The following is a 17,621-nucleotide window of genomic DNA, read 5'->3' as shown; positions in this document are numbered from 1 at the left end:
TCAAATGGTGCTATTTCCGTATCTTAATGAAGCGAACTATTAACTCAACGCTGAACTTAAATGAAGAACAAGAGCTTTATCCTCAATATTGCAGTAGCCATTATCCTTTTAACGCATGCCTTACCGGGAATGTTCGATGGTGGCATCAATAGTTTTGGCGAAGCTTATTTAAATCAAAATGGCTTTTCGCCCGTTGGCGTACCGCTTGCCTGGGCCATTAAACTTTCCCATGTGGCCTGCGCCATCCTGCTGTTGCTTAACAAATGGGTAAAACCAGCTTCGCTACTGACTATTTTGATCCTGATAATGGGCATTATCATGGTGCATTTTAAGGAGGGCTGGTTTGTAGTTGGTGGCGGAAGAAACGGCATAGAATACAACTTTCTGCTGATTTGCGTACTCGTAGTCATTATGCTCAATGACCGGCCCAAGCCCATCACCATCCAATCCCGACTTTAATTATTGATAATAATCTGTAGTGGTTACCTGACCACCAAAAATGCTTTTTTGTCCCTGAGTAGCCTTGAACTTCTTTACGGCATTAATACCCTTAACCAAAGCAGGTAATGCCGTGCTGTTAGAAAAGGGCTGAAAACTAAAAATAAGGCCTCCATCCTGACCGTATAGGTTAAGCGAGTTGATGCTTGGTTTATTCATGGTCATCGCTGCAATGCTGTTGATAGGGATTTGTTTGAAAGGACTTCCGCCTTTGTTAATGATCAGGTTGTTGCCTTCAAAAACGATTTCCAGCTTTGGATAAACCAATCGGGCAATAAAAAATACCGGAGCAACAAACACGATGCCCGCAAAAATGCCTAAGGCTTTTACACTGCCCGAAGACATGCCCATGGAGTTTACAAAATTGATTACTCTTTCTAAACCAAAAATGCCAAATACGAGGCCAAAGGCGATGCATAAATACAAGAGTGCGGCCATTATGCCTACTCCTTTGTTAATCTGTCTGAATACGATTGGTTTCATGTTTAATTTGCGGTTAGTTTCCTTGGTTAAGCTGCCCCATAATGTTTGGATAATCGGTAATGATTCCATCTACGCCCAAGCCCATCAAATATTCGATATCTTTTACCGAATTAACTGTCCATGGAATGATTTTAACTCCCGCAGCATGGCATTTATCTACCAGGTTCTTGCCCACCAATACCGAGTACGGACTATAAATTGTAGGTGTAAAGCCTAGATCCTTTATGTTGTTTTCGAAATCTTCCTTCTCATCGATACCCAAAGAAGTACGTATTTTAGGATACTTTTTGTGCAGGTACTGTAACGATCGCATATCAAAAGACTGGATGATCACTCTCTTTTCGAGCTTGCGTTTTTTTACAATGTCCATAATAATATCTACAAACTCTTCTGGACTTGGCTGAAATTCGCCATCGCCTTTTCTGATCAGTTTGGTTTCGATATTGTAATCAGGTTTGGGCATCTTTTTTAGTTTCACATAGTTCTCTACCGAATCCAGCAATTCGCCCAATAGCGGTTTATAGGCTGCTATTTTTTGCTGTCCCAAAAAGCGAGGATGGATTTTGCTGCCTACATCGAACTTCTTTACCTCCTCATAATCCATTTTATAGATATTGTATTTCTTTTCGTCTTTTAAAGAGATTTCTTTGCCATTAGGCGTTAAACTAAATTCATGATTAAAATAAGGCTCCTGTGATACTACAGCTTGTTTGTCTTTTGAAATCACCACATCCATTTCGAGGGTGGTTGCCCCTAGTTCAAGGCCTTTGATCATTCCGGGAATTGTATTTTCGGGCATAATGCCACGAGCTCCACGATGGCCCTGTACATCAAACTTTTTTTGTGCCGAAGCAACAAGCGAGAGAGAGAAAGCGAAGATTAGAAGTAAGTGTTTTTGCATGTCAGTTTTGGAGCAATAATGAAGCCAGTTTTTAAGGCGGAGAGGCTAAAGGCGGAAGATTTAGGGGTAAAGGAAAAAGTAGCAGTAGCAGTCCTTCAGTGAGACCAATGACTAATGAATTAATCGGCTAATGAACCAATAAAAAAAGGATCCCAGCATGGCCAAGATCCTTAAAGGTTTATATTTGGTTGGTTTGGTTAACGTTCTGCCAAAGTAAAGATTTGGGTCATGATGTTCCAGTTGCCATCGCTTTGACGCTCCCAGATAAACAGGTAGTTAAAGCTTTCGCGCAAATCGGTTTTGTAGTCGATTGTAGCCACGCCATAGGTATAAGCCAAATCGCCGCCTAAAGCTTTATCAGCTGCAGTAGTTTTGAGATTGATCTTATCTACCATGCGGTTGTTAAATGCCTGGATACTTTCTTTGCCGCTAATGGTTTCGGTACCCGGAAACAACAATTGTGCATCTTTATTCAAGAAGCCCGCAAAAGCGCTCGGTCCGTAAGATTTTAAAGTTGTATTTAATGTTTTCTCCGTAGTTAAAATCACATCTCTTCCTGCTTTTAGCTCTTTTTCTGTAGCGAATTTTGGCGTGAAGTGATCTTTGGGTTCCACGAAATTGGTTGCTACCTTGTTTAAAGGTTTGTTGGTTTCTGCGCCCAAATCAAGGATCAATTCCCATTTGCCGTTTTTAGCTCTCCAAACCGAAAGGTAGTGGCCATACGATTTTTGTTCGCCATTAACTACATAGCTTCCTGAGGTAAAACCCCAATCGCCGCTTCTCGATACACGCGCCATGAGTGGAGTCCAGCTCAAAGATTTCATGTCGGGCGCTGTGCTATAGAACTTCTTGGCGTTTACAGGATTTGGCCTAAAAACAACCGCATCGCTCGCTGCATATTTGGTAAATGCCGCGTTTGTGCCTTCCTTAACCGCGTCTTCTGCAAATGCTTTTTCTGCATTGACCAAAGATTTTGTACTTCCATCTGATTTCTGTGCATAGGCACTCACGCTCAAAGTGGCAATCAAAGCGGTATAAATGATTTTCTTCATGGTTTAATTAATATCGTAGCGCGAATATAAGATTTGACCGCAAACACTGGCCCAAAAGTATTCCACAATTACACATTAACTAACAGGTTGCTCGCGGTAAATGGTTTCGAGCATGGTTTGGCCAACGGCTTTCAATGTATTTTTATCGATGTTGTTGAGGTTATCCAACTGCGTATGCCAATTCATGTAAAATCCGGCCGCATCTGAGTAATGGATTACATCTATGCAGGGAATACCTGCCTGGTTAACCCAAAAATGATCGTCAATTAAGTTGCCCGACGGCACGTTTACAAAGTAGGCCGAATAACCAATTTCATTGCCGATATCCCATACTTTCTTTACAATTTGTGGCGCATACTTCCTAGAAACCTCATCTTGTGTAAACTGTGCATTGCTGCCACCAACCATATCCAAATTAATGGCGTAGATAGGCTTGTAACCTTTTACGGGCTGATTTTTTACCCAATACTGTGATCCCAGGCACCAGGTGGTTTCATTAACCGATTCGTCATTGGCCTTGCCATAATCTTCAATATCCCACAAAATGAAATCGACCCCCACATTTGGCTGCTTCTGTTGCAGCTGACGGGCCATTTCTAGCATTACGGCAACACCGCTGGCGCCATCGTTAGCCGCATCGAAAGGTTTGTTGCGCATATTGGCATCAGGATCTTGGTCTGAAAAAGGGCGTGCATCCCAGTGTGCTGTAATCAATACCCGTTGTTTTTTCTCTGGATAAAAAGCGGCGATGATATTTTTCAATTGGTGACTCTTGCCATCATAGGTTTTGGTGGCACCTTGTTGCACGAATACTTCGCCCCCGAACGACTTGAATTTCTTTACCAAATAGACCGCGCAATTGGCATGAGCCTCAGTTGAAGGAATACGAGGACCAAAATCGACCTGTGCCTTGGTATAGGCAAAAGCACTATCTGCGTTAAAATCTGGCGACAAAAGTTTCACTTCCTGAGGTGTTTGATCAGCATCAGCACTTGGCTTATTGTTGTTACAAGCCGTTAAAAAGGCAAATGCAATTAATGCTAGCAGTATATATTTCTTAATCATCAAATTTCTTTTATTAAGGACCAAAGACTGTGGACTTCGGACTATCGACTTCCGGACTAAGCTTTACTCCAAGTCGTTCCTTCTTTGCTGTCTTTTAATTGAATACCTATTTTTTGCAAGCCTACCCTGATGAGATCAGAAGTAGCGTAATCTTTGTTTTCTTTTGCTTCTTTGCGCAGGGCGATTACCATATCCAATACTTCGTTAAATTCGCCATTGCTGGTGTCTTCGTCTTTTAACCCGAATACATCCGTTACAAAATCGCTCATTAGTTTTTTGAGGGCTTCGAGCTCTGTTTCCGAAATTTTGAGGCCTCCATCATAAACAGTATTGATGATACGTACCGCTTCGAACAGTTCGGCAATAACTACCGGACTATTGAAATCGTCGTTCATGGCATTGATACACTTGATCCTGATCGGCTCGATCGCTACATCGCTTTGCTCACTGGTGCTGAGCTTTGGCAATAGGCTAATGGCATTCATCATCCGCCTAAACCCTTTTTCTGAAGCATCTAAAGCATCATTTGAAAAATCTAGCGTACTGCGGTAATGTGCCTGGAGCATAAAGAATTTAACCGTCATTGGGCTATAGCCTTTTTTGAGCAAAGGATGGTTTCCCGTAAACAGTTCTTCTGGCAAAAAGCCATTTCCCGCCGATTTGGACATCCTTGTGCCATTAACCGTTAACATATTGGTGTGCATCCAATATTTGGCCGGCTGATGGTGGCTACAAGCCTCAGACTGTGCAATTTCATTGGTATGGTGCGTAGCCGCCAAGTCCATGCCACCCCCGTGGATATCAAATTCTGCTCCCAGGTATTTGGCACTCATGGCAGAGCACTCGATATGCCAGCCCGGAAAGCCCATACCCCATGGCGAAGCCCATTGCATCAGGGTTTCTGGTTTGGCTTTGATCCAAAGTGCAAAATCCAATCGGCCGTGTTTGTCGCCCTGACCTCCCAGCTCTCTGGTATTGGCCAAAAGCTCATCCAAATTGCGATTGGTTAAAATGGTATAGTTATATTTTTCGCGGTATTTCTCTACGTCGAAATAAATGGTTCCGTCAACTTCATAAGCATAGCCATTAGCCATGATCACCTTGATCATTTCGATCTGCTCGATAATATGACCCGTGGCGGTAGGCTCTATGCTAGGCGGCAAGGTATTGAACATGCGCAACACATCGTGAAAACCCAAGGTGTACTTTTGTACGATTTCCATGGGCTCCAACTGCTCCAGTTTTGCTCTTTTTGCAAATTTATCGTCGCCTTCGTCCCTATCGCCTTCCAAGTGGCCGGCATCGGTAATATTCCTTACATAGCGAACCTTGTAGCCGCTGTATTTCAGGTACCTAAAAATAAGGTCGAAAGAGATAAAAGTCCTACAATTTCCCAAATGCACGTCACTGTAAACCGTTGGCCCGCATACATACATACCCACATGAGGGGCATTTATGGGCTCGAATACTTCTTTTTTCCGTGAAATGGTATTGTATAATTGGAGATCTTGTATCATGCTGCAAATGTAAATAAAAACCGCTTAAGGCCTGCCTTTTAAACGCAGGTCGCTGCGAACAGGAAAATGGTCTGACAATTTAGCTTCAATAATGTGGTAATTGGTTACTTCAAAATCCTTTGTAGTAGCAATATAATCGATTTGAAAATTAGGAAACTTGCCGTTGTAGGTCCTGCCCAATCCGCGTCCCTGCTTAATAAAAGCATTGTTTAGCGAATCGGTCATTTTGGTCACCGCATAAGAGGCAGGCGTATCGTTAAAATCGCCGGCAATAATGTAAGGAATGCTACAGGTACGCATGTGCGATTTCATGATGTCAACCTGGGCGCTCCGCTTTTTAAAGGCACTTCGCAACATCCTTGCAATACGTTTGGAAGGGTTCATCTGCGGATCCATTTCCTTTACTTTTTCCAGATAAGTATAATCCTCCTTTTCGAAAGAGATAGATTGCAGGTGCACATTGTAAACCCTAATGGTTTGTCCATTGATATCGAGGTCTAAATAGATGCTTTCGTTGCCTGCATTTTCTTCAAAAATGATGCTTCCCTTGTTTTTGATCGGATATTTAGAAAAAATAGCCAAGCCAATGGCCTCAGACTGGCTTTTCATGGTTGGCTGGAAATAATAATGCTTGGTGTTGAGCAATTTCTGCAAGGTATCAACCGTGTCGTATGGACCTTTGTAGCGGCTATAAAATTCTTGAAAACAAATAATGTCGGGGTTTTGCTCTTTGATTACCGTGAGCATTTTTCCTTTCACCTCTTGGGTGATTTCTTCGCCATATGGCTTAAAATTATGCACATTATAGGTCATCATTCTCACCAACTTGGCATCTTCCTTTTCGTTTCTTCCGGTTTTGCCAAAAAGGCCAAAGGTAGCAATCAGCGTATGCCAGCCACCACAAATAACAACTATAATTACTACGGTTAAGACCCATCTCTTGCGCAAAAACCACCATACGAGCATAATGATGTTGGCCAACAAAAAGAAAGGATAGGCCAAACCGAAAAAGGCAAGGATGATATGCTGCCTCGGATCGTTGCTGCCCGCCAATATACCACAAACCAATCCGATAACCACCACAATGGTGATCAGCAACAAGAGCTTATCGAGAAAGGTAAATTTCTTCTTCATTAATTTTTGCTTGCCTTAAACAATGTTTCTTTTTCTTCCTTGCTCAATTTATCGTAGCCGCTTTTGGAAATCTTATCTAAAATAGCATCTATCTCCCTTTGGTTAATGCTATTGCTGCTTTTCTTTACGTTTTCGTTCCTTACTACCTTTAATTTGGACTTCCGTTTAAAAACAGAACTCATATCGTAGCCACTTTGCAACAGCTTAACGTAAACAAAGCCAAATAAGGCTCCGCCCAAGTGCGACAGGCTTCCTCCTGCATTACCGCCAGTAGTGCCAATCAGGTCTAAGATGATATAAACCACCAACAGGTATTTCAACCTGATATTGCCAATAAAAAGCAGACGGATTTCGTAATTGGGCACCAAGGTTGCCAAAGCCGTCATTACGGCCATCACCGAAGCCGATGCCCCGATCAGTGGTATTCCTATTTCGTCTTTAAAAGCAGGCACTAAATTAAAGATCAGTGCAAAAAACACGGCACCTAAAATACCCCCGCCCAGGTAAATTACATGGAACTGCCTTGGCTTGATAAAATCGAGCAGCAACTGCCCCATCCAGTACAGCCAAATCATATTGAAAAGGATGTGAAAGAAACCTGCATGAAAAAACTGATAAGTAATGATGGTATAAAAACGGCTGAGCCAGAGCTCAGGAGCAGACGGGAAAGCCATATACTCGAATACCAAACCATCCATCAAGCCTTTTTGCCCTGTGAAATAACAAACCACACCCACTAAACCCACCAATACAAAAATAAGTATGTTTAAGCCGATGTAGGCCATAGCAGGGCTACCCGATTTAAAAAACTTCAGCTTCAGTTCATGCCAGATATTATTCATAGTAGTCGTAAAAGGTGTTCTTGTTTTTCCAGAGCTTAACCAAAATAAAGCCGATCAGTGCACCACCCAAATGGGCAAAGTGTGCTACCGAATCGCCTTGAATTTTCGCCACCCCCAAAAACAATTCTATAACGATATAAATAGGGATAAAATATTTGGCCTTAAGAGGAACTGGAATAAACATAAGGTATAATTCTACATTCGGATAAAGCATACCAAAAGCAGTCATTACGCCAAAAACTGCCCCAGATGCACCTACCATCGTTCCAAAATAAATGGAGTAAAGGTTTCCAGCCTCTGCAGGCGAAAAAAGATTCGGGTTAAATTGTCTAGAAGCAAGCATATCTAATGGCACCCGACCTTGGTTAACAATCGAGCCCGTAATTTGATATAGTTCAAAACCTTGAACCACCCATTGCAAGAAAAGTGCACCAAGTCCAGTAATCAAATAGAAATTAAGAAAACGTTTACTGCCCCAATGGTTTTCTAAAATGCCACCAAACATGTATAGTCCAAACATATTGAAAAAAATATGTGTGATATTTGCATGCATGAACATATAGGTAATGGGTTGCCAGAAATGGAAATTAGGCGAATCAAAATAATGTGCACCTAAAAGATCGCGCAGATCACGACCTCCCTGCTGTTCGAAAATCCAGGTAGCTACATAGAAAAGTACATTGATAATGAGCAGGTTTTTGACTACTGGAGGTATATTTAAGTTATTCATAAAATTACTTTTCAAATTTTTGGATCAGCTCGGCCAAGGTAATGGTTTGGATTACCGGTCTTCCGCCAATGCTAAAGTTAGGGGTTTTACAGGCAAAAAGTTCTTCAATCAGGGCATTCATTTCTTGCTGGCTCAACGAAGTTCCGCTCTTAATGGCACTGTTGCGCGCCATGCTCCTGGCCAAGGCATCTCGCTTGTCTAATTTAAGCTCTTGCTGCGAATTTTTAAAGCCTTCTATCAAATGCTCGAATAATTCGGTTTCGTTAATATTGCTGCTGCCCAAGTCAACCGGAATTCCTTCGATCACCAACGTGTTTTTTCCAAATTCTCTCACTTCAAACCCAAGGCTCTTGATGTCGTCCAACAGCCCTTTGGCCAATTCGTAATCGTTGGCGCTTAGGGTTACCGTTTGCGGGAAAAGACTTTGCTGCGATGCCCCTTTACGATCCTCCAAATGCAATAAAAATCTCTCATACAAAATACGTTCGTGTGCAGCCTGTTGGTCTATGAGCATAATGCCCGATTTGATTTGTGAAACAATATAACGGTTATGGATCTGCATTAATTGTTTCTGTACCGGCTCAAATTGTTCTTCGCGTTGCGAACTGCCCAAATCTATGCTGGCCTGTTCAGGCATCTGGTGTTGGGTAACCTCATACAAAGAACCCCAATTCTTGGCACTTGGAGCCTGCTGTATTGGACTTCTTGATGCAAAACTGCCCGAATTAACCGGCTTGCTTTGTGCAAAAGGGTTAAAATCAGGGTTGAAAGAAATGCTTGGTGGCACAATATCTTCTGGCGCAATAGGGCTAATCATATTGCTAAAGCCCGTTTCCTGGTTAAAATCGATAGTTGGACTGATATTAAACTTGCCCAAAGACCTTTTTACCGCCGAGTGGATAATGGCATAAATAGATTTCTCGTCAACATACTTGATTTCTGTTTTGGTAGGATGTACGTTCACATCGATTTTTGCCGGATCGATATCTATAAAAAGCACATATAAAGGAAAATTATCATCAGGCAATAGATCTTCATAGGCCCTGTTGAGCGCATGGTTCAGGTAACCGTCTTTAATAAAGCGCTCGTTTACAAAAAAGAACTGTTCGCCCCTGGTCTTTTTGGCAAATTCGGGCTTGCCTATAAAGCCTTTAAGGTTGATAATTGTCGTTTCTTCTTCTACCGGGATGAGGCGTTCGTTGTAATTGTTGCCCAAAAGGTGAACAATCCGCTGTTTCATACCCGATGCTGGAAGACGATAAATTTCTACACCATCGTGGTGCAAGCTGAAAGCAATATGTGGCCTGGCCAAAGCTACCCGTTGAAATTCATCAATGATATGGCGCATTTCGGCCGGATTGCTTTTTAAAAAATTTCTTCGCGCCGGAATATTGTAAAACAGGTTTTTAATGGCAATACTGGTTCCGTTGGGGCAACCAATCGGCTCTTGCTTAATGAAATTAGAACCTTCTATCTGGATCAGCGTGCCTACTTCGTCTTCATGTTGTTTGGTCTTCATTTCTACCTGCGCAATGGCGGCAATAGAAGCCATGGCCTCGCCCCTAAAGCCCATGGTGCGAATGGCAAATAAATCTTCGGCCTTGCGTACTTTCGAAGTAGCGTGGCGTTCAAAGCACAGGCGGGCATCGCTAATGCTCATGCCGCAACCGTTATCTATAACTTGGATCAGGGCCTTGCCTGCATCCTTTACAATGAGTTGTATTTTGTCTGCCCCCGCATCTATGGCATTCTCTAAAAGTTCTTTTACTGCCGATGCTGGTCGCTGCACCACCTCTCCTGCCGCAATCTGATTGGCGACACTATCGGGTAAAAGTTGTATAATATCAGACATTTATATGGATTGTGTAAAGGTGCTAATTTAGCGAAAATAAGCCTTATCCTTAAGCCTGTTTTCACATTGCTGATACTAAATGACTTAGGCATGATTGGTTCATTGGTATCGTTAGCTGATTTGAGGATTAGCTCATTGGTTGATTGTTGAACTGGAAACCCTCAACCGGAAACTGCCAGCAGACTAGCCACCAAACCACCTTACATTCCCCCCTACATTTTCCATCTTACATATTCCATCTTACATCTTACATCTCCCCCATTCCCTTTACCTTCCCATCCCTACAGACATGTTACAACGCTCAAAGGCTCCATTGAATCGAAAACTCAAGAGGTTTTTATATCTTTAAAACATGAACCCGATATTATTGAATAATCATATTAGCGATAAGATTATTTCAATGTTTAAAGGTTCCATTTAACATTAAGAATAAAAAACACACAAATGAAAAGGTATTTTCCCCTGATACTCGTACTGGCTGTCTTTTGTAGCTGCAGCAAGCCACAGGCCGATTTGATTGTTTACAACGCCAAAATCTATACTGTTAACGACAAGTTTGAAGTAGTAGATGCGATGGCCATTAAAGACGGAAAGATTTTAGGTCTTGGAAAAAGTGCTTCCATTCGCAACCAATACCAGGCCAACGAAGAACTCGATGCCAAAGGCAAGGCCATTTACCCAGGCTTTATTGATGCCCATGCCCACTTTTTTGGCTATGGCGAAAGTTTGCAAACCGCCGATTTACGGGGCACCAATAGCTGGCAGGAAGTGTTAGATAGGCTGAGTGAATTTGCCAAAACCCATCCCGATGGCTGGCTTACCGGTCGTGGCTGGGATCAAAACGACTGGGCCGACAAGCAGTTTCCAAGCAGGGAAAAGCTGGATGAGCTTTTTCCGAACAGGCCGGTGCTATTGGAACGCATCGATGGCCATGCCGCTATTGCCAACGACATCGCTTTGAGCGAGGCTGGTATTACCAAATCGTTTACCTTAACCGGTGGCGATATTGTTGAAAAAGATGGCAAACTGACCGGACTGCTTATTGACAATGCGGTTGAACTGGTGGCTAGCAAAGTGCCCCAAGCCGATTCTACCCAAGCCAAAAAAATATTGTTGGATGCTCAGAAAAACTGTTTTGCGGCCGGCTTGACCACGATAGACGACTGCGGCCTTGATTACGATGCTGTTGAATTTATAGAAAAACTCCAGGCCGATAAAAGCCTGAAAATGCGTTTGTATGTAATGCTGTCTGACGCCGAGAAAAACTACGAATATTTGTTTAAACGAGGTGCCATTAAAACCGATAGGCTTAATGTACGTGCCTTTAAGGTCTATGCCGATGGTGCTTTAGGCTCTCGAGGCGCCTGCCTGCTACATCCTTATAGCGATATGCCCAAAAAATCGGGCTTTTTGTTGAGCGACATCAAACATTTTCAGGAAGTGGCGCAAAAAATAAACGAACATAATTTTCAGATGTGCACCCATGCCATTGGCGATTCGGCCAATCGTAGTATTCTCAAAATCTATAATCAAGTATTAGGCACCAAAAATGATAAACGCTGGCGCATTGAGCATGCCCAAGTGGTAGCTCCCAGTGATTTTAGCTTGTTTGGAAAAACTAGCGTAATACCTTCTGTACAGCCTACACATGCTACTTCAGATATGTATTGGGCCGCCGATCGTTTAGGCGACAGGGTAAAAGGTGCCTATGCCTACAAACAATTGTTGGCCCAAAATGGTTGGATACCTTTGGGTACCGATTTTCCGGTAGAGCAAATCAACCCAATGTTTACTTTTTATGCAGCTACCATTAGAAAAGACAATAAAGATTACCCACAAGGCGGTTTCCAAATGGAGAATGCCTTAACACCCGAAGAAGCCTTGCGTGGTATGACCATTTGGGCCGCAAAAGCGAATTTTGAAGAGAAAGAAAAGGGAAGTTTGGAAGTAGGCAAGTTTGCCGATTTTGTAATGATGGATACAGACATCATGAAGGCCGCGCCTCACCAGATTTTAGAAAATAAAGTATTAAAGACCTACCTTAATGGAGAGAAAGTATATGAGAAATAATCTGGCTGGCATTGTTGCCACCTGCCTAGCTACCGTTTTTACTTTGGGCGCCTGCGCACAAGACCACAAACAGAATGAAGACCGATTAAAAAACATCAATGCCATTGTTAAAAGCGATGTCCTACTCAATAACCAACAAGGCTTTATTCCCATTACCAAACTTGCCGACAAGAAATTTGCTTCTGTTAACCTAGGCTTTGTTTATCAGGCCGCATTCGACAGCTTGCTCAACAAATATGCCGATGTAAAATCAGTAAGTGCAGAGAAATACAGGGATTCTGCCACCTTGAACGATTTGGAAGACGACCTCAAATATTTTAGCACCGTAGTAATTGGCCTAACCGATCAGATGGCCAGTAATGGTCGCTACCTTAATTTCATTAGCAATGTAGCCAAGCGCAAAGAACTGGTTTTGGTTGTTTTTGGCGATGGAAAAGGCCTGGCTTCTTTTGACAACCTGAATGTGCCGATTGTTTGGAGCCCCCAGCAAAATGCAGAAGCAGCCATGATTGCGCCACAGCTTATTTTTGGAGGGATCGCTGCAGATCAGGTTTTAACACAGGGCTTTTCTGCCAAATATACAACTGGTTCGGGCTTTAAGACCGCCGCTACACGCTTAAAATATACGGTACCTGAAGATGCCGGCGTAAATACAGAAAATTTAAGAGAGGTGGATAGAATTGCAGCGGAAGCCATTGCCGGAAAGGCAACTCCCGGAATAGTGGTTTTGGTAGCCAAAGATGGAAAGGTAATCTACAACAAGGCTTATGGCTTCCATACGTATGATAATAGCAGAAAAGATGATGTAACAGATATTTTCGATCTAGCCTCGGTAACCAAAATTACCGCCACTACCCCTAGCGTAATGCGCCTGGTGGAGGAAAACAAATTAACCCTCGACACGAATATTGGCTATTACATTCCAAAAGCGCGCAATACGCCGATGAACAACATCCATGTGCGCGAAGTTATGTTGCACCAAGCTGGATTTATCCCTTACATTCCTTTTCACAATTATATTAAAGAAGGTGATTACAGCAGGGATTCATCAGCTGCGTTTCCTACCAAAGTAGCTGATAACTATTATGTGAAGAAAGGCTTTTTTAGCGACTTCATGTGGCCGAAAATGTTGAACTCGCCTATTAAAACCCGTGGCAGCTATGTGTACAGCGACATCAGCATGTATGTGATGAAGGATATTGTAGAGCACATTGCCGAAGAACCTTTAGACAAATATGCACTGGATAATTTCTATATGCCATTGGGTATGCATACGGCAGGGTTCTTGCCAAGAAACCGTTTCGACAAAGATCGGATTGTGCCTACCGAAGATGACAAGGTTTTTAGGAAAACACTTTTGGAAGGCTATGTGCACGATCAGGGTGCAGCATTGGCTGGTGGCGTTTCGGGCCATGCCGGATTATTTGCGAATGCAAACGATTTAGCCATTTATTACCAGATGTTATTGAACAAGGGAACTTATGGCGGCCAACAATACTTTAAGCCAGAAACCGTAGCAACCTTTACCAGCAAACAATCTAACGTAAGCCGCAGAGGCTTAGGCTTTGATCGTTGGGATCCGGATTTGAGCAAAAAATATCCATCAGAACTGGCCTCTTCGCAAACCTTTGGCCATACTGGCTACACCGGCATTGGCGTTTGGGTAGATCCTTCAAGAGGTTTGGTTTACATTTTCTTATCTAATCGGGTAAATCCAACCGTTACCGATAACCTGTTGAAGATGAATATCCGTCCGCGTATTCAAGACGCCATTAACAGGGCCATTGATAAAGGAAATAACTAATTTCTCCAATAGAATTATAATAAAGGCCCAATTAATTTTGGGCTTTTTTATATCCTAATTTTCCAATCCACCCTTAAAAAACAACCATTAGTCGGAAATAATTGGCTAAAAACCTACATTTAATGCAAATTGCAACATGCAGGTAAAATGCAACAATACTTGGCTCAAAACCAATCTGACCTACAGTGCCGTTGGCATTGGCTTGGGGCTCATGATCTACTTGATGCAGTCGGTGCTCTCCAATGCCTTACATTCTGTTGAACACTTAATCGCCAATATCACATTCAGCTTAGTTATTTCATTAACCATAGCCAATATGGTGCATTTTGCCGTGTCGACCAAAATTCTGCATGCCTGGGAAAACATCTGGCGCAATTTCATTATCTACTATGCCATCAGCTTTACAGGCATGATCATCGCAGTAGAAATCAGTTATTTTATATTGGGCTATTTTTACCAGTGGGACAGCAAATTTCCTCATACCGACGATTACCTGTTCGATTCGATTTTGGTATTGATTGTCTGTACGTTGGTTTATGTACACATCTACAGAAGAACTCTGCAGGCAAACAAACTGCAACAAAAAGAACTCGAACTCCATAAACTGAACGAGCTAAAATCCAATGCAGAACTCGATGCCCTGCAAGCTAAAATCAATCCTCATTTTTTGTACAATGCCTTAAATTCTATCGCAGGGCTGATTAAGGAAAATCCCGATCAGGCCGAAAATATGACCATCAAGCTGTCTAAGCTGTTTCGCCAAAGCATCAACCAGAGTCAAGAAAATCTGGTGCATATTAAGGAGGAAATAGAATTGCTAAATGTCTACCTCGAAATAGAAAAAGTGCGTTTTGGAGATCGAATTAAATTTATCTTCGAAATTGAAGAAGGCTTGGATTTGATAAAAATCCCGAAGTTTTTGATCCAGCCTTTGGTAGAAAATGCCTTAAAACATGGCTTAAAAAACAAAGCCCACGATGGTTATCTCAAAGTGGTTCTTTTTACAAGTGCCCAACAGCTGATTGTGCAAGTGGCAGACAATGGTTTGCCCTTTGACTCAAACTTGACCCTTGGCTATGGACTGGAAAGTACATTTGACAAAATACAGCTACTGTATGGAGAAGCCGGCGAAGTAGAGCTGATCAGTACTCCCGAAAAAATGGTGCAAATCAAAATGCCTTTATCCTATGCTTAAGGTTTTAATTATCGACGACGAATCCATTGCCAGAAATCGCCTGCGCAGAATGTTGGCAGCTTATGCTTCCGATATCATCATCATCGGCGAAGCGGTCAATGGCCAGGAAGGTGCCGAAATGATCAATGCATTAAAGCCTGATGTGATCTTCTTAGACATCGAGATGCCAATGCTAAATGGCTTTGAAATGCTGGACAAATTGGAGTTTCATCCCACCATTATTTTTGCCACTGCTTACGACCAATACGGAGTAAACGCATTTGAAAAAAACTCTATCGACTACCTGTTAAAACCCATTGAAGAAGAAAGGCTGGCCAAAACCATTCAAAGGCTTCGCAACGAACTCATCAAAAATAATCTTGACGCGATCAAGCAAGCTTCTTTCCATGAGCCTGTTAAAAAAACCAACACCTTGAGCCTACAGGTTGGCGGCCGGATTATTTTAATAAAAACAGCAGACATCATTTACATCGAAGCCGATGAAAAATATGTTTTTATCCATACCAAAGACGATAAAAAGTACATCACCGATTTTACTTTAAAAATGCTGGAAGACAAGCTAGCGCCCGATTTCTTGCGCATCCACAGAGGCATGATCATCAATACCCATCAAATTGTAGAAATGAGAAGGAGCTTTAACGGAGCTTTCACGTTTGTAATGAAAGGGGCCCAAGAAGCTCGGCTTAAATCGAGCCGCTCTTATGGAGCACAGATCAGAAAGACCTTTGAAATTTAAGATTCCTTAGCCAGCATCCGCCTCGTACTTTTAAATACAAACATTTAATGCAAGTACAAGCGAGATGCTCGCGATAGCATTTTTTCGTGCTAGAATTTTATTATCTTTAAACTGGAGACAAAAAACATTTACCATGAAAAGAAACATCGCTATTTTAACCTTGCTTATCCTCGGCTTTGTAGCCACCACAAAAGCCCAACAAATTAAAGATGGACAAACACTCGATCTCAACGGAATTGCGGTTACTTTTAACATCGTCAACAAAGAGAGCATCGATGTAAAAGACCAAAGTTTTGATCGCTACAAGGTAACGGCTTCGGTAAAAAACAATTCTGGCAAATCGTTTAACAACAGGTTAACTTCTTCTGTTGACATTGCTACGGCACTCAAAAGCAAAATTGTTGAACTGAACTGCATCAATGCCACCGGAGCAAGATTAACCTCAAAAAAGCTCGACATTAGCATGAAAGCCCATACCATCACCGTGACCTACCCTGGCAAAGACAAAGACGGCAAATTCATTAGCCAAACCATGGCCGTGGTGGCGAGTTATTATTTTGATCCGGGACAAACCCTTGATAGCGATGCTATTTTTATCGTACCCAAAGGCGAAACTCCCCAAGTAACAGTAAGAAGCTTATTACAGAATTAAACGAATCGGATTTTAAATCAAAAGGGCAACAATCTGGTGATTGTTGCCCTTTTTTCGTTCGCTTAGTCGAATTATTTTTTTAACCCGATTTCTCTTAGACGTTCATCCAAGTATTCGCCAGCGGTCATATCGCTGTACACTTTTGGGTGTTCGGCATCAATGGTTGATGGCAAACTGGTTAAATCCATATCAGAACGTGGGTGCAAGAAGAAAGGTACCGAAAAACGTGAGGTTTTCATCAGTTCTCTAGGCGGATTAACCACCCTGTGGGTAGTAGATTTCAGTTTGTTGTTGGTTAAACGTTGCAACATATCGCCTACGTTTACCACAATATCGGTATGGTGTGCCTTAATTGGCAACCACTCATTGTTTCTGGTCAACACCTCTAAGCCATCGGCACTGGCACCAATCAACAACGTAATCAGGTTGATGTCTTCGTGTGCTCCTGCACGCACGGCATCGTCAGGCAAGGCATCGGGGTTTTCAATAGGAAAATAATGGATTCCTCTCAAAATAGAGTTGCCATTGTGTACGTGTTGATCAAAATAATCGATTGGCAAACTCAAATAAGTTGCAATCGCTCTTAGCAAGTGCTTGCCGTTTTCTTCCAGCTTTACATAGATTTCTCTGGTCACTTTATTAAAGTCGGCGATCTCTTCCAACACTTCGTTATCAGGGTATTCCTTTTTAATCGGATCGCCATCTGATACTTCTTGGCCAATTTGCCAGAATTCTTTTAAGTCAGCCGTTTTGGCGCCTTTTGCAGTTTCTTTACCTGCACTGGTATAGCCGCGTTGGCCAGCCAGCTCTGGTTTTTCGTATTTGCGTTTGGTTTCTACCGGAAGAGAAAAAACCGCCTTGATATTTTGGTATAGCTTGTCAATCAGTTCCTGACTTACGCCATGGTTGGTTATGGTTACAAAGCCAGAATCATTAAAGGCTCTGCCCAGTTCATCAGAGAACTTTTTGCGTTGCTCTTCATTTCCATTAATGTAAGTGCCTAAATCAAGGCATGGAATATACGGTGTAGACATATGATTTTATTTTAATGAATATTTAAATTTAGAAAAGATATGTTAATAAAGTTTGA

Annotated in this window: 16 protein-coding genes; 6 read left to right on the top strand and 10 right to left on the bottom strand. The window is 42.2% G+C overall.

Annotated elements, in window-relative coordinates; translation table 11 throughout:
- The first annotated feature begins 60 nt into the window (after nt 1–60).
- Nucleotides 61–459, top strand: a complete 399-nt coding sequence (locus AC570H_RS21470; protein ID WP_497358804.1) for a DoxX family protein — start codon at nt 61–63, stop codon at nt 457–459.
- Here the strand turns inward: AC570H_RS21470 and AC570H_RS21465 are convergent, their stop codons facing one another.
- From AC570H_RS21465 to mutL, 9 genes are all read right to left on the bottom strand, one after another.
- Nucleotides 460–981, bottom strand: coding sequence for a hypothetical protein (locus AC570H_RS21465; RefSeq protein ID WP_497358802.1), 522 nt, complete (start codon nt 979–981; stop codon nt 460–462).
- A gap of 13 nt (nt 982–994) precedes the next feature.
- The gene (locus AC570H_RS21460; RefSeq protein WP_497358800.1) at nt 995–1,882 is read right to left on the bottom strand and encodes a glycerophosphodiester phosphodiesterase family protein; all 888 of its coding nucleotides are present in this window, start codon (nt 1,880–1,882) and stop codon (nt 995–997) included.
- Between the two features lie 197 nt (nt 1,883–2,079).
- On the bottom strand, nt 2,080–2,934 hold the full coding sequence (locus tag AC570H_RS21455) for a nuclear transport factor 2 family protein (RefSeq protein ID WP_497358798.1): 855 nt from the start codon (nt 2,932–2,934) through the stop codon (nt 2,080–2,082).
- Between the two features lie 75 nt (nt 2,935–3,009).
- Nucleotides 3,010–3,999 carry a M28 family peptidase gene (locus AC570H_RS21450; RefSeq protein ID WP_497358796.1) on the bottom strand — a complete coding sequence of 330 codons (990 nt, stop codon included), beginning with the start codon at nt 3,997–3,999 and terminating at the stop codon, nt 3,010–3,012.
- A 56-nt stretch (nt 4,000–4,055) separates the two neighbouring features.
- On the bottom strand, nt 4,056–5,516 hold the full coding sequence (gene cysS / locus AC570H_RS21445) for a cysteine--tRNA ligase (RefSeq protein WP_497358794.1): 1,461 nt from the start codon (nt 5,514–5,516) through the stop codon (nt 4,056–4,058).
- 24 nt (nt 5,517–5,540) lie between these two features.
- Complete coding sequence (locus AC570H_RS21440; protein ID WP_497358792.1) at nt 5,541–6,650, bottom strand: endonuclease/exonuclease/phosphatase family protein; 1,110 nt, start codon at nt 6,648–6,650, stop codon at nt 5,541–5,543.
- On the bottom strand, nt 6,650–7,492 hold the full coding sequence (locus AC570H_RS21435) for a rhomboid family intramembrane serine protease (RefSeq protein ID WP_497358790.1): 843 nt from the start codon (nt 7,490–7,492) through the stop codon (nt 6,650–6,652). Before AC570H_RS21435 ends, AC570H_RS21440 begins: the two co-directional genes overlap by 1 nt.
- Nucleotides 7,485–8,222 carry a rhomboid family intramembrane serine protease gene (locus AC570H_RS21430; protein WP_497358788.1) on the bottom strand — a complete coding sequence of 246 codons (738 nt, stop codon included), beginning with the start codon at nt 8,220–8,222 and terminating at the stop codon, nt 7,485–7,487. The genes AC570H_RS21435 and AC570H_RS21430 overlap by 8 nt, the downstream gene beginning before the upstream one ends.
- 4 nt (nt 8,223–8,226) lie before the next feature.
- Entirely contained in the window at nt 8,227–10,074 is a 1,848-nt protein-coding gene (mutL, locus tag AC570H_RS21425) for a DNA mismatch repair endonuclease MutL (protein WP_497358786.1), read from the bottom strand.
- A 444-nt stretch (nt 10,075–10,518) separates the two neighbouring features.
- Here mutL and AC570H_RS21420 point away from each other — a divergent pair, with 444 nt between their 5' ends.
- The 5 genes from AC570H_RS21420 (at nt 10,519) to AC570H_RS21400 (ending at nt 16,531) form a co-directional block, all read left to right on the top strand.
- Nucleotides 10,519–12,144, top strand: coding sequence for an amidohydrolase (locus tag AC570H_RS21420; RefSeq protein WP_497358784.1), 1,626 nt, complete (start codon nt 10,519–10,521; stop codon nt 12,142–12,144).
- Nucleotides 12,134–13,948: a serine hydrolase domain-containing protein gene (locus AC570H_RS21415; protein WP_497358781.1), complete on the top strand. Its 1,815-nt coding sequence runs from the start codon at nt 12,134–12,136 to the stop codon at nt 13,946–13,948. Before AC570H_RS21420 ends, AC570H_RS21415 begins: the two co-directional genes overlap by 11 nt.
- 136 nt (nt 13,949–14,084) lie before the next feature.
- Nucleotides 14,085–15,143, top strand: coding sequence for a sensor histidine kinase (locus AC570H_RS21410; RefSeq protein WP_497358779.1), 1,059 nt, complete (start codon nt 14,085–14,087; stop codon nt 15,141–15,143).
- Nucleotides 15,136–15,879 (top strand): LytR/AlgR family response regulator transcription factor, encoded by a 744-nt coding sequence (locus tag AC570H_RS21405; RefSeq protein ID WP_497358777.1) that lies wholly within the window; start codon nt 15,136–15,138, stop codon nt 15,877–15,879. The genes AC570H_RS21410 and AC570H_RS21405 overlap by 8 nt, the downstream gene beginning before the upstream one ends.
- Before the next feature lie 133 nt (nt 15,880–16,012).
- Nucleotides 16,013–16,531, top strand: a complete 519-nt coding sequence (locus tag AC570H_RS21400) for a hypothetical protein (RefSeq protein WP_497358775.1) — start codon at nt 16,013–16,015, stop codon at nt 16,529–16,531.
- 71 nt (nt 16,532–16,602) lie between these two features.
- On the opposite strand, the gene AC570H_RS21395 is transcribed toward AC570H_RS21400, so the two are convergent.
- Nucleotides 16,603–17,565, bottom strand: coding sequence for an isopenicillin N synthase family dioxygenase (locus AC570H_RS21395; protein WP_497358773.1), 963 nt, complete (start codon nt 17,563–17,565; stop codon nt 16,603–16,605).
- Nucleotides 17,566–17,621 lie beyond the last annotated feature (56 nt).

This window comes from Pedobacter sp. B4419 (assembly GCF_059693725.1).
The sequence above is the reverse complement of the archived record's forward strand: the minus strand, read 5'-3'. Positions and strand labels throughout refer to the sequence as shown.

Excerpts from the sequence above, each read along its gene's own strand:
- AC570H_RS21470 (WP_497358804.1), top strand. The coding sequence starts at position 61 with ATGAAGAACAAGAGCTTTATCCTCAATATTGCAGTAGCCATTATCCTT.
- AC570H_RS21420 (WP_497358784.1), top strand. The coding sequence starts at position 10,519 with ATGAAAAGGTATTTTCCCCTGATACTCGTACTGGCTGTCTTTTGTAGC.
- cysS (WP_497358794.1), bottom strand. The coding sequence starts at position 5,516 with ATGATACAAGATCTCCAATTATACAATACCATTTCACGGAAAAAAGAA.
- AC570H_RS21465 (WP_497358802.1), bottom strand. The coding sequence starts at position 981 with ATGAAACCAATCGTATTCAGACAGATTAACAAAGGAGTAGGCATAATG.
- AC570H_RS21410 (WP_497358779.1), top strand. The coding sequence starts at position 14,085 with ATGCAGGTAAAATGCAACAATACTTGGCTCAAAACCAATCTGACCTAC.
- AC570H_RS21455 (WP_497358798.1), bottom strand. The coding sequence starts at position 2,934 with ATGAAGAAAATCATTTATACCGCTTTGATTGCCACTTTGAGCGTGAGT.
- AC570H_RS21405 (WP_497358777.1), top strand. The coding sequence starts at position 15,136 with ATGCTTAAGGTTTTAATTATCGACGACGAATCCATTGCCAGAAATCGC.
- mutL (WP_497358786.1), bottom strand. The coding sequence starts at position 10,074 with ATGTCTGATATTATACAACTTTTACCCGATAGTGTCGCCAATCAGATT.
- AC570H_RS21440 (WP_497358792.1), bottom strand. The coding sequence starts at position 6,650 with ATGAAGAAGAAATTTACCTTTCTCGATAAGCTCTTGTTGCTGATCACC.
- AC570H_RS21415 (WP_497358781.1), top strand. The coding sequence starts at position 12,134 with ATGAGAAATAATCTGGCTGGCATTGTTGCCACCTGCCTAGCTACCGTT.
- AC570H_RS21400 (WP_497358775.1), top strand. The coding sequence starts at position 16,013 with ATGAAAAGAAACATCGCTATTTTAACCTTGCTTATCCTCGGCTTTGTA.
- AC570H_RS21460 (WP_497358800.1), bottom strand. The coding sequence starts at position 1,882 with ATGCAAAAACACTTACTTCTAATCTTCGCTTTCTCTCTCTCGCTTGTT.
- AC570H_RS21395 (WP_497358773.1), bottom strand. The coding sequence starts at position 17,565 with ATGTCTACACCGTATATTCCATGCCTTGATTTAGGCACTTACATTAAT.
- AC570H_RS21450 (WP_497358796.1), bottom strand. The coding sequence starts at position 3,999 with ATGATTAAGAAATATATACTGCTAGCATTAATTGCATTTGCCTTTTTA.
- AC570H_RS21430 (WP_497358788.1), bottom strand. The coding sequence starts at position 8,222 with ATGAATAACTTAAATATACCTCCAGTAGTCAAAAACCTGCTCATTATC.
- AC570H_RS21435 (WP_497358790.1), bottom strand. The coding sequence starts at position 7,492 with ATGAATAATATCTGGCATGAACTGAAGCTGAAGTTTTTTAAATCGGGT.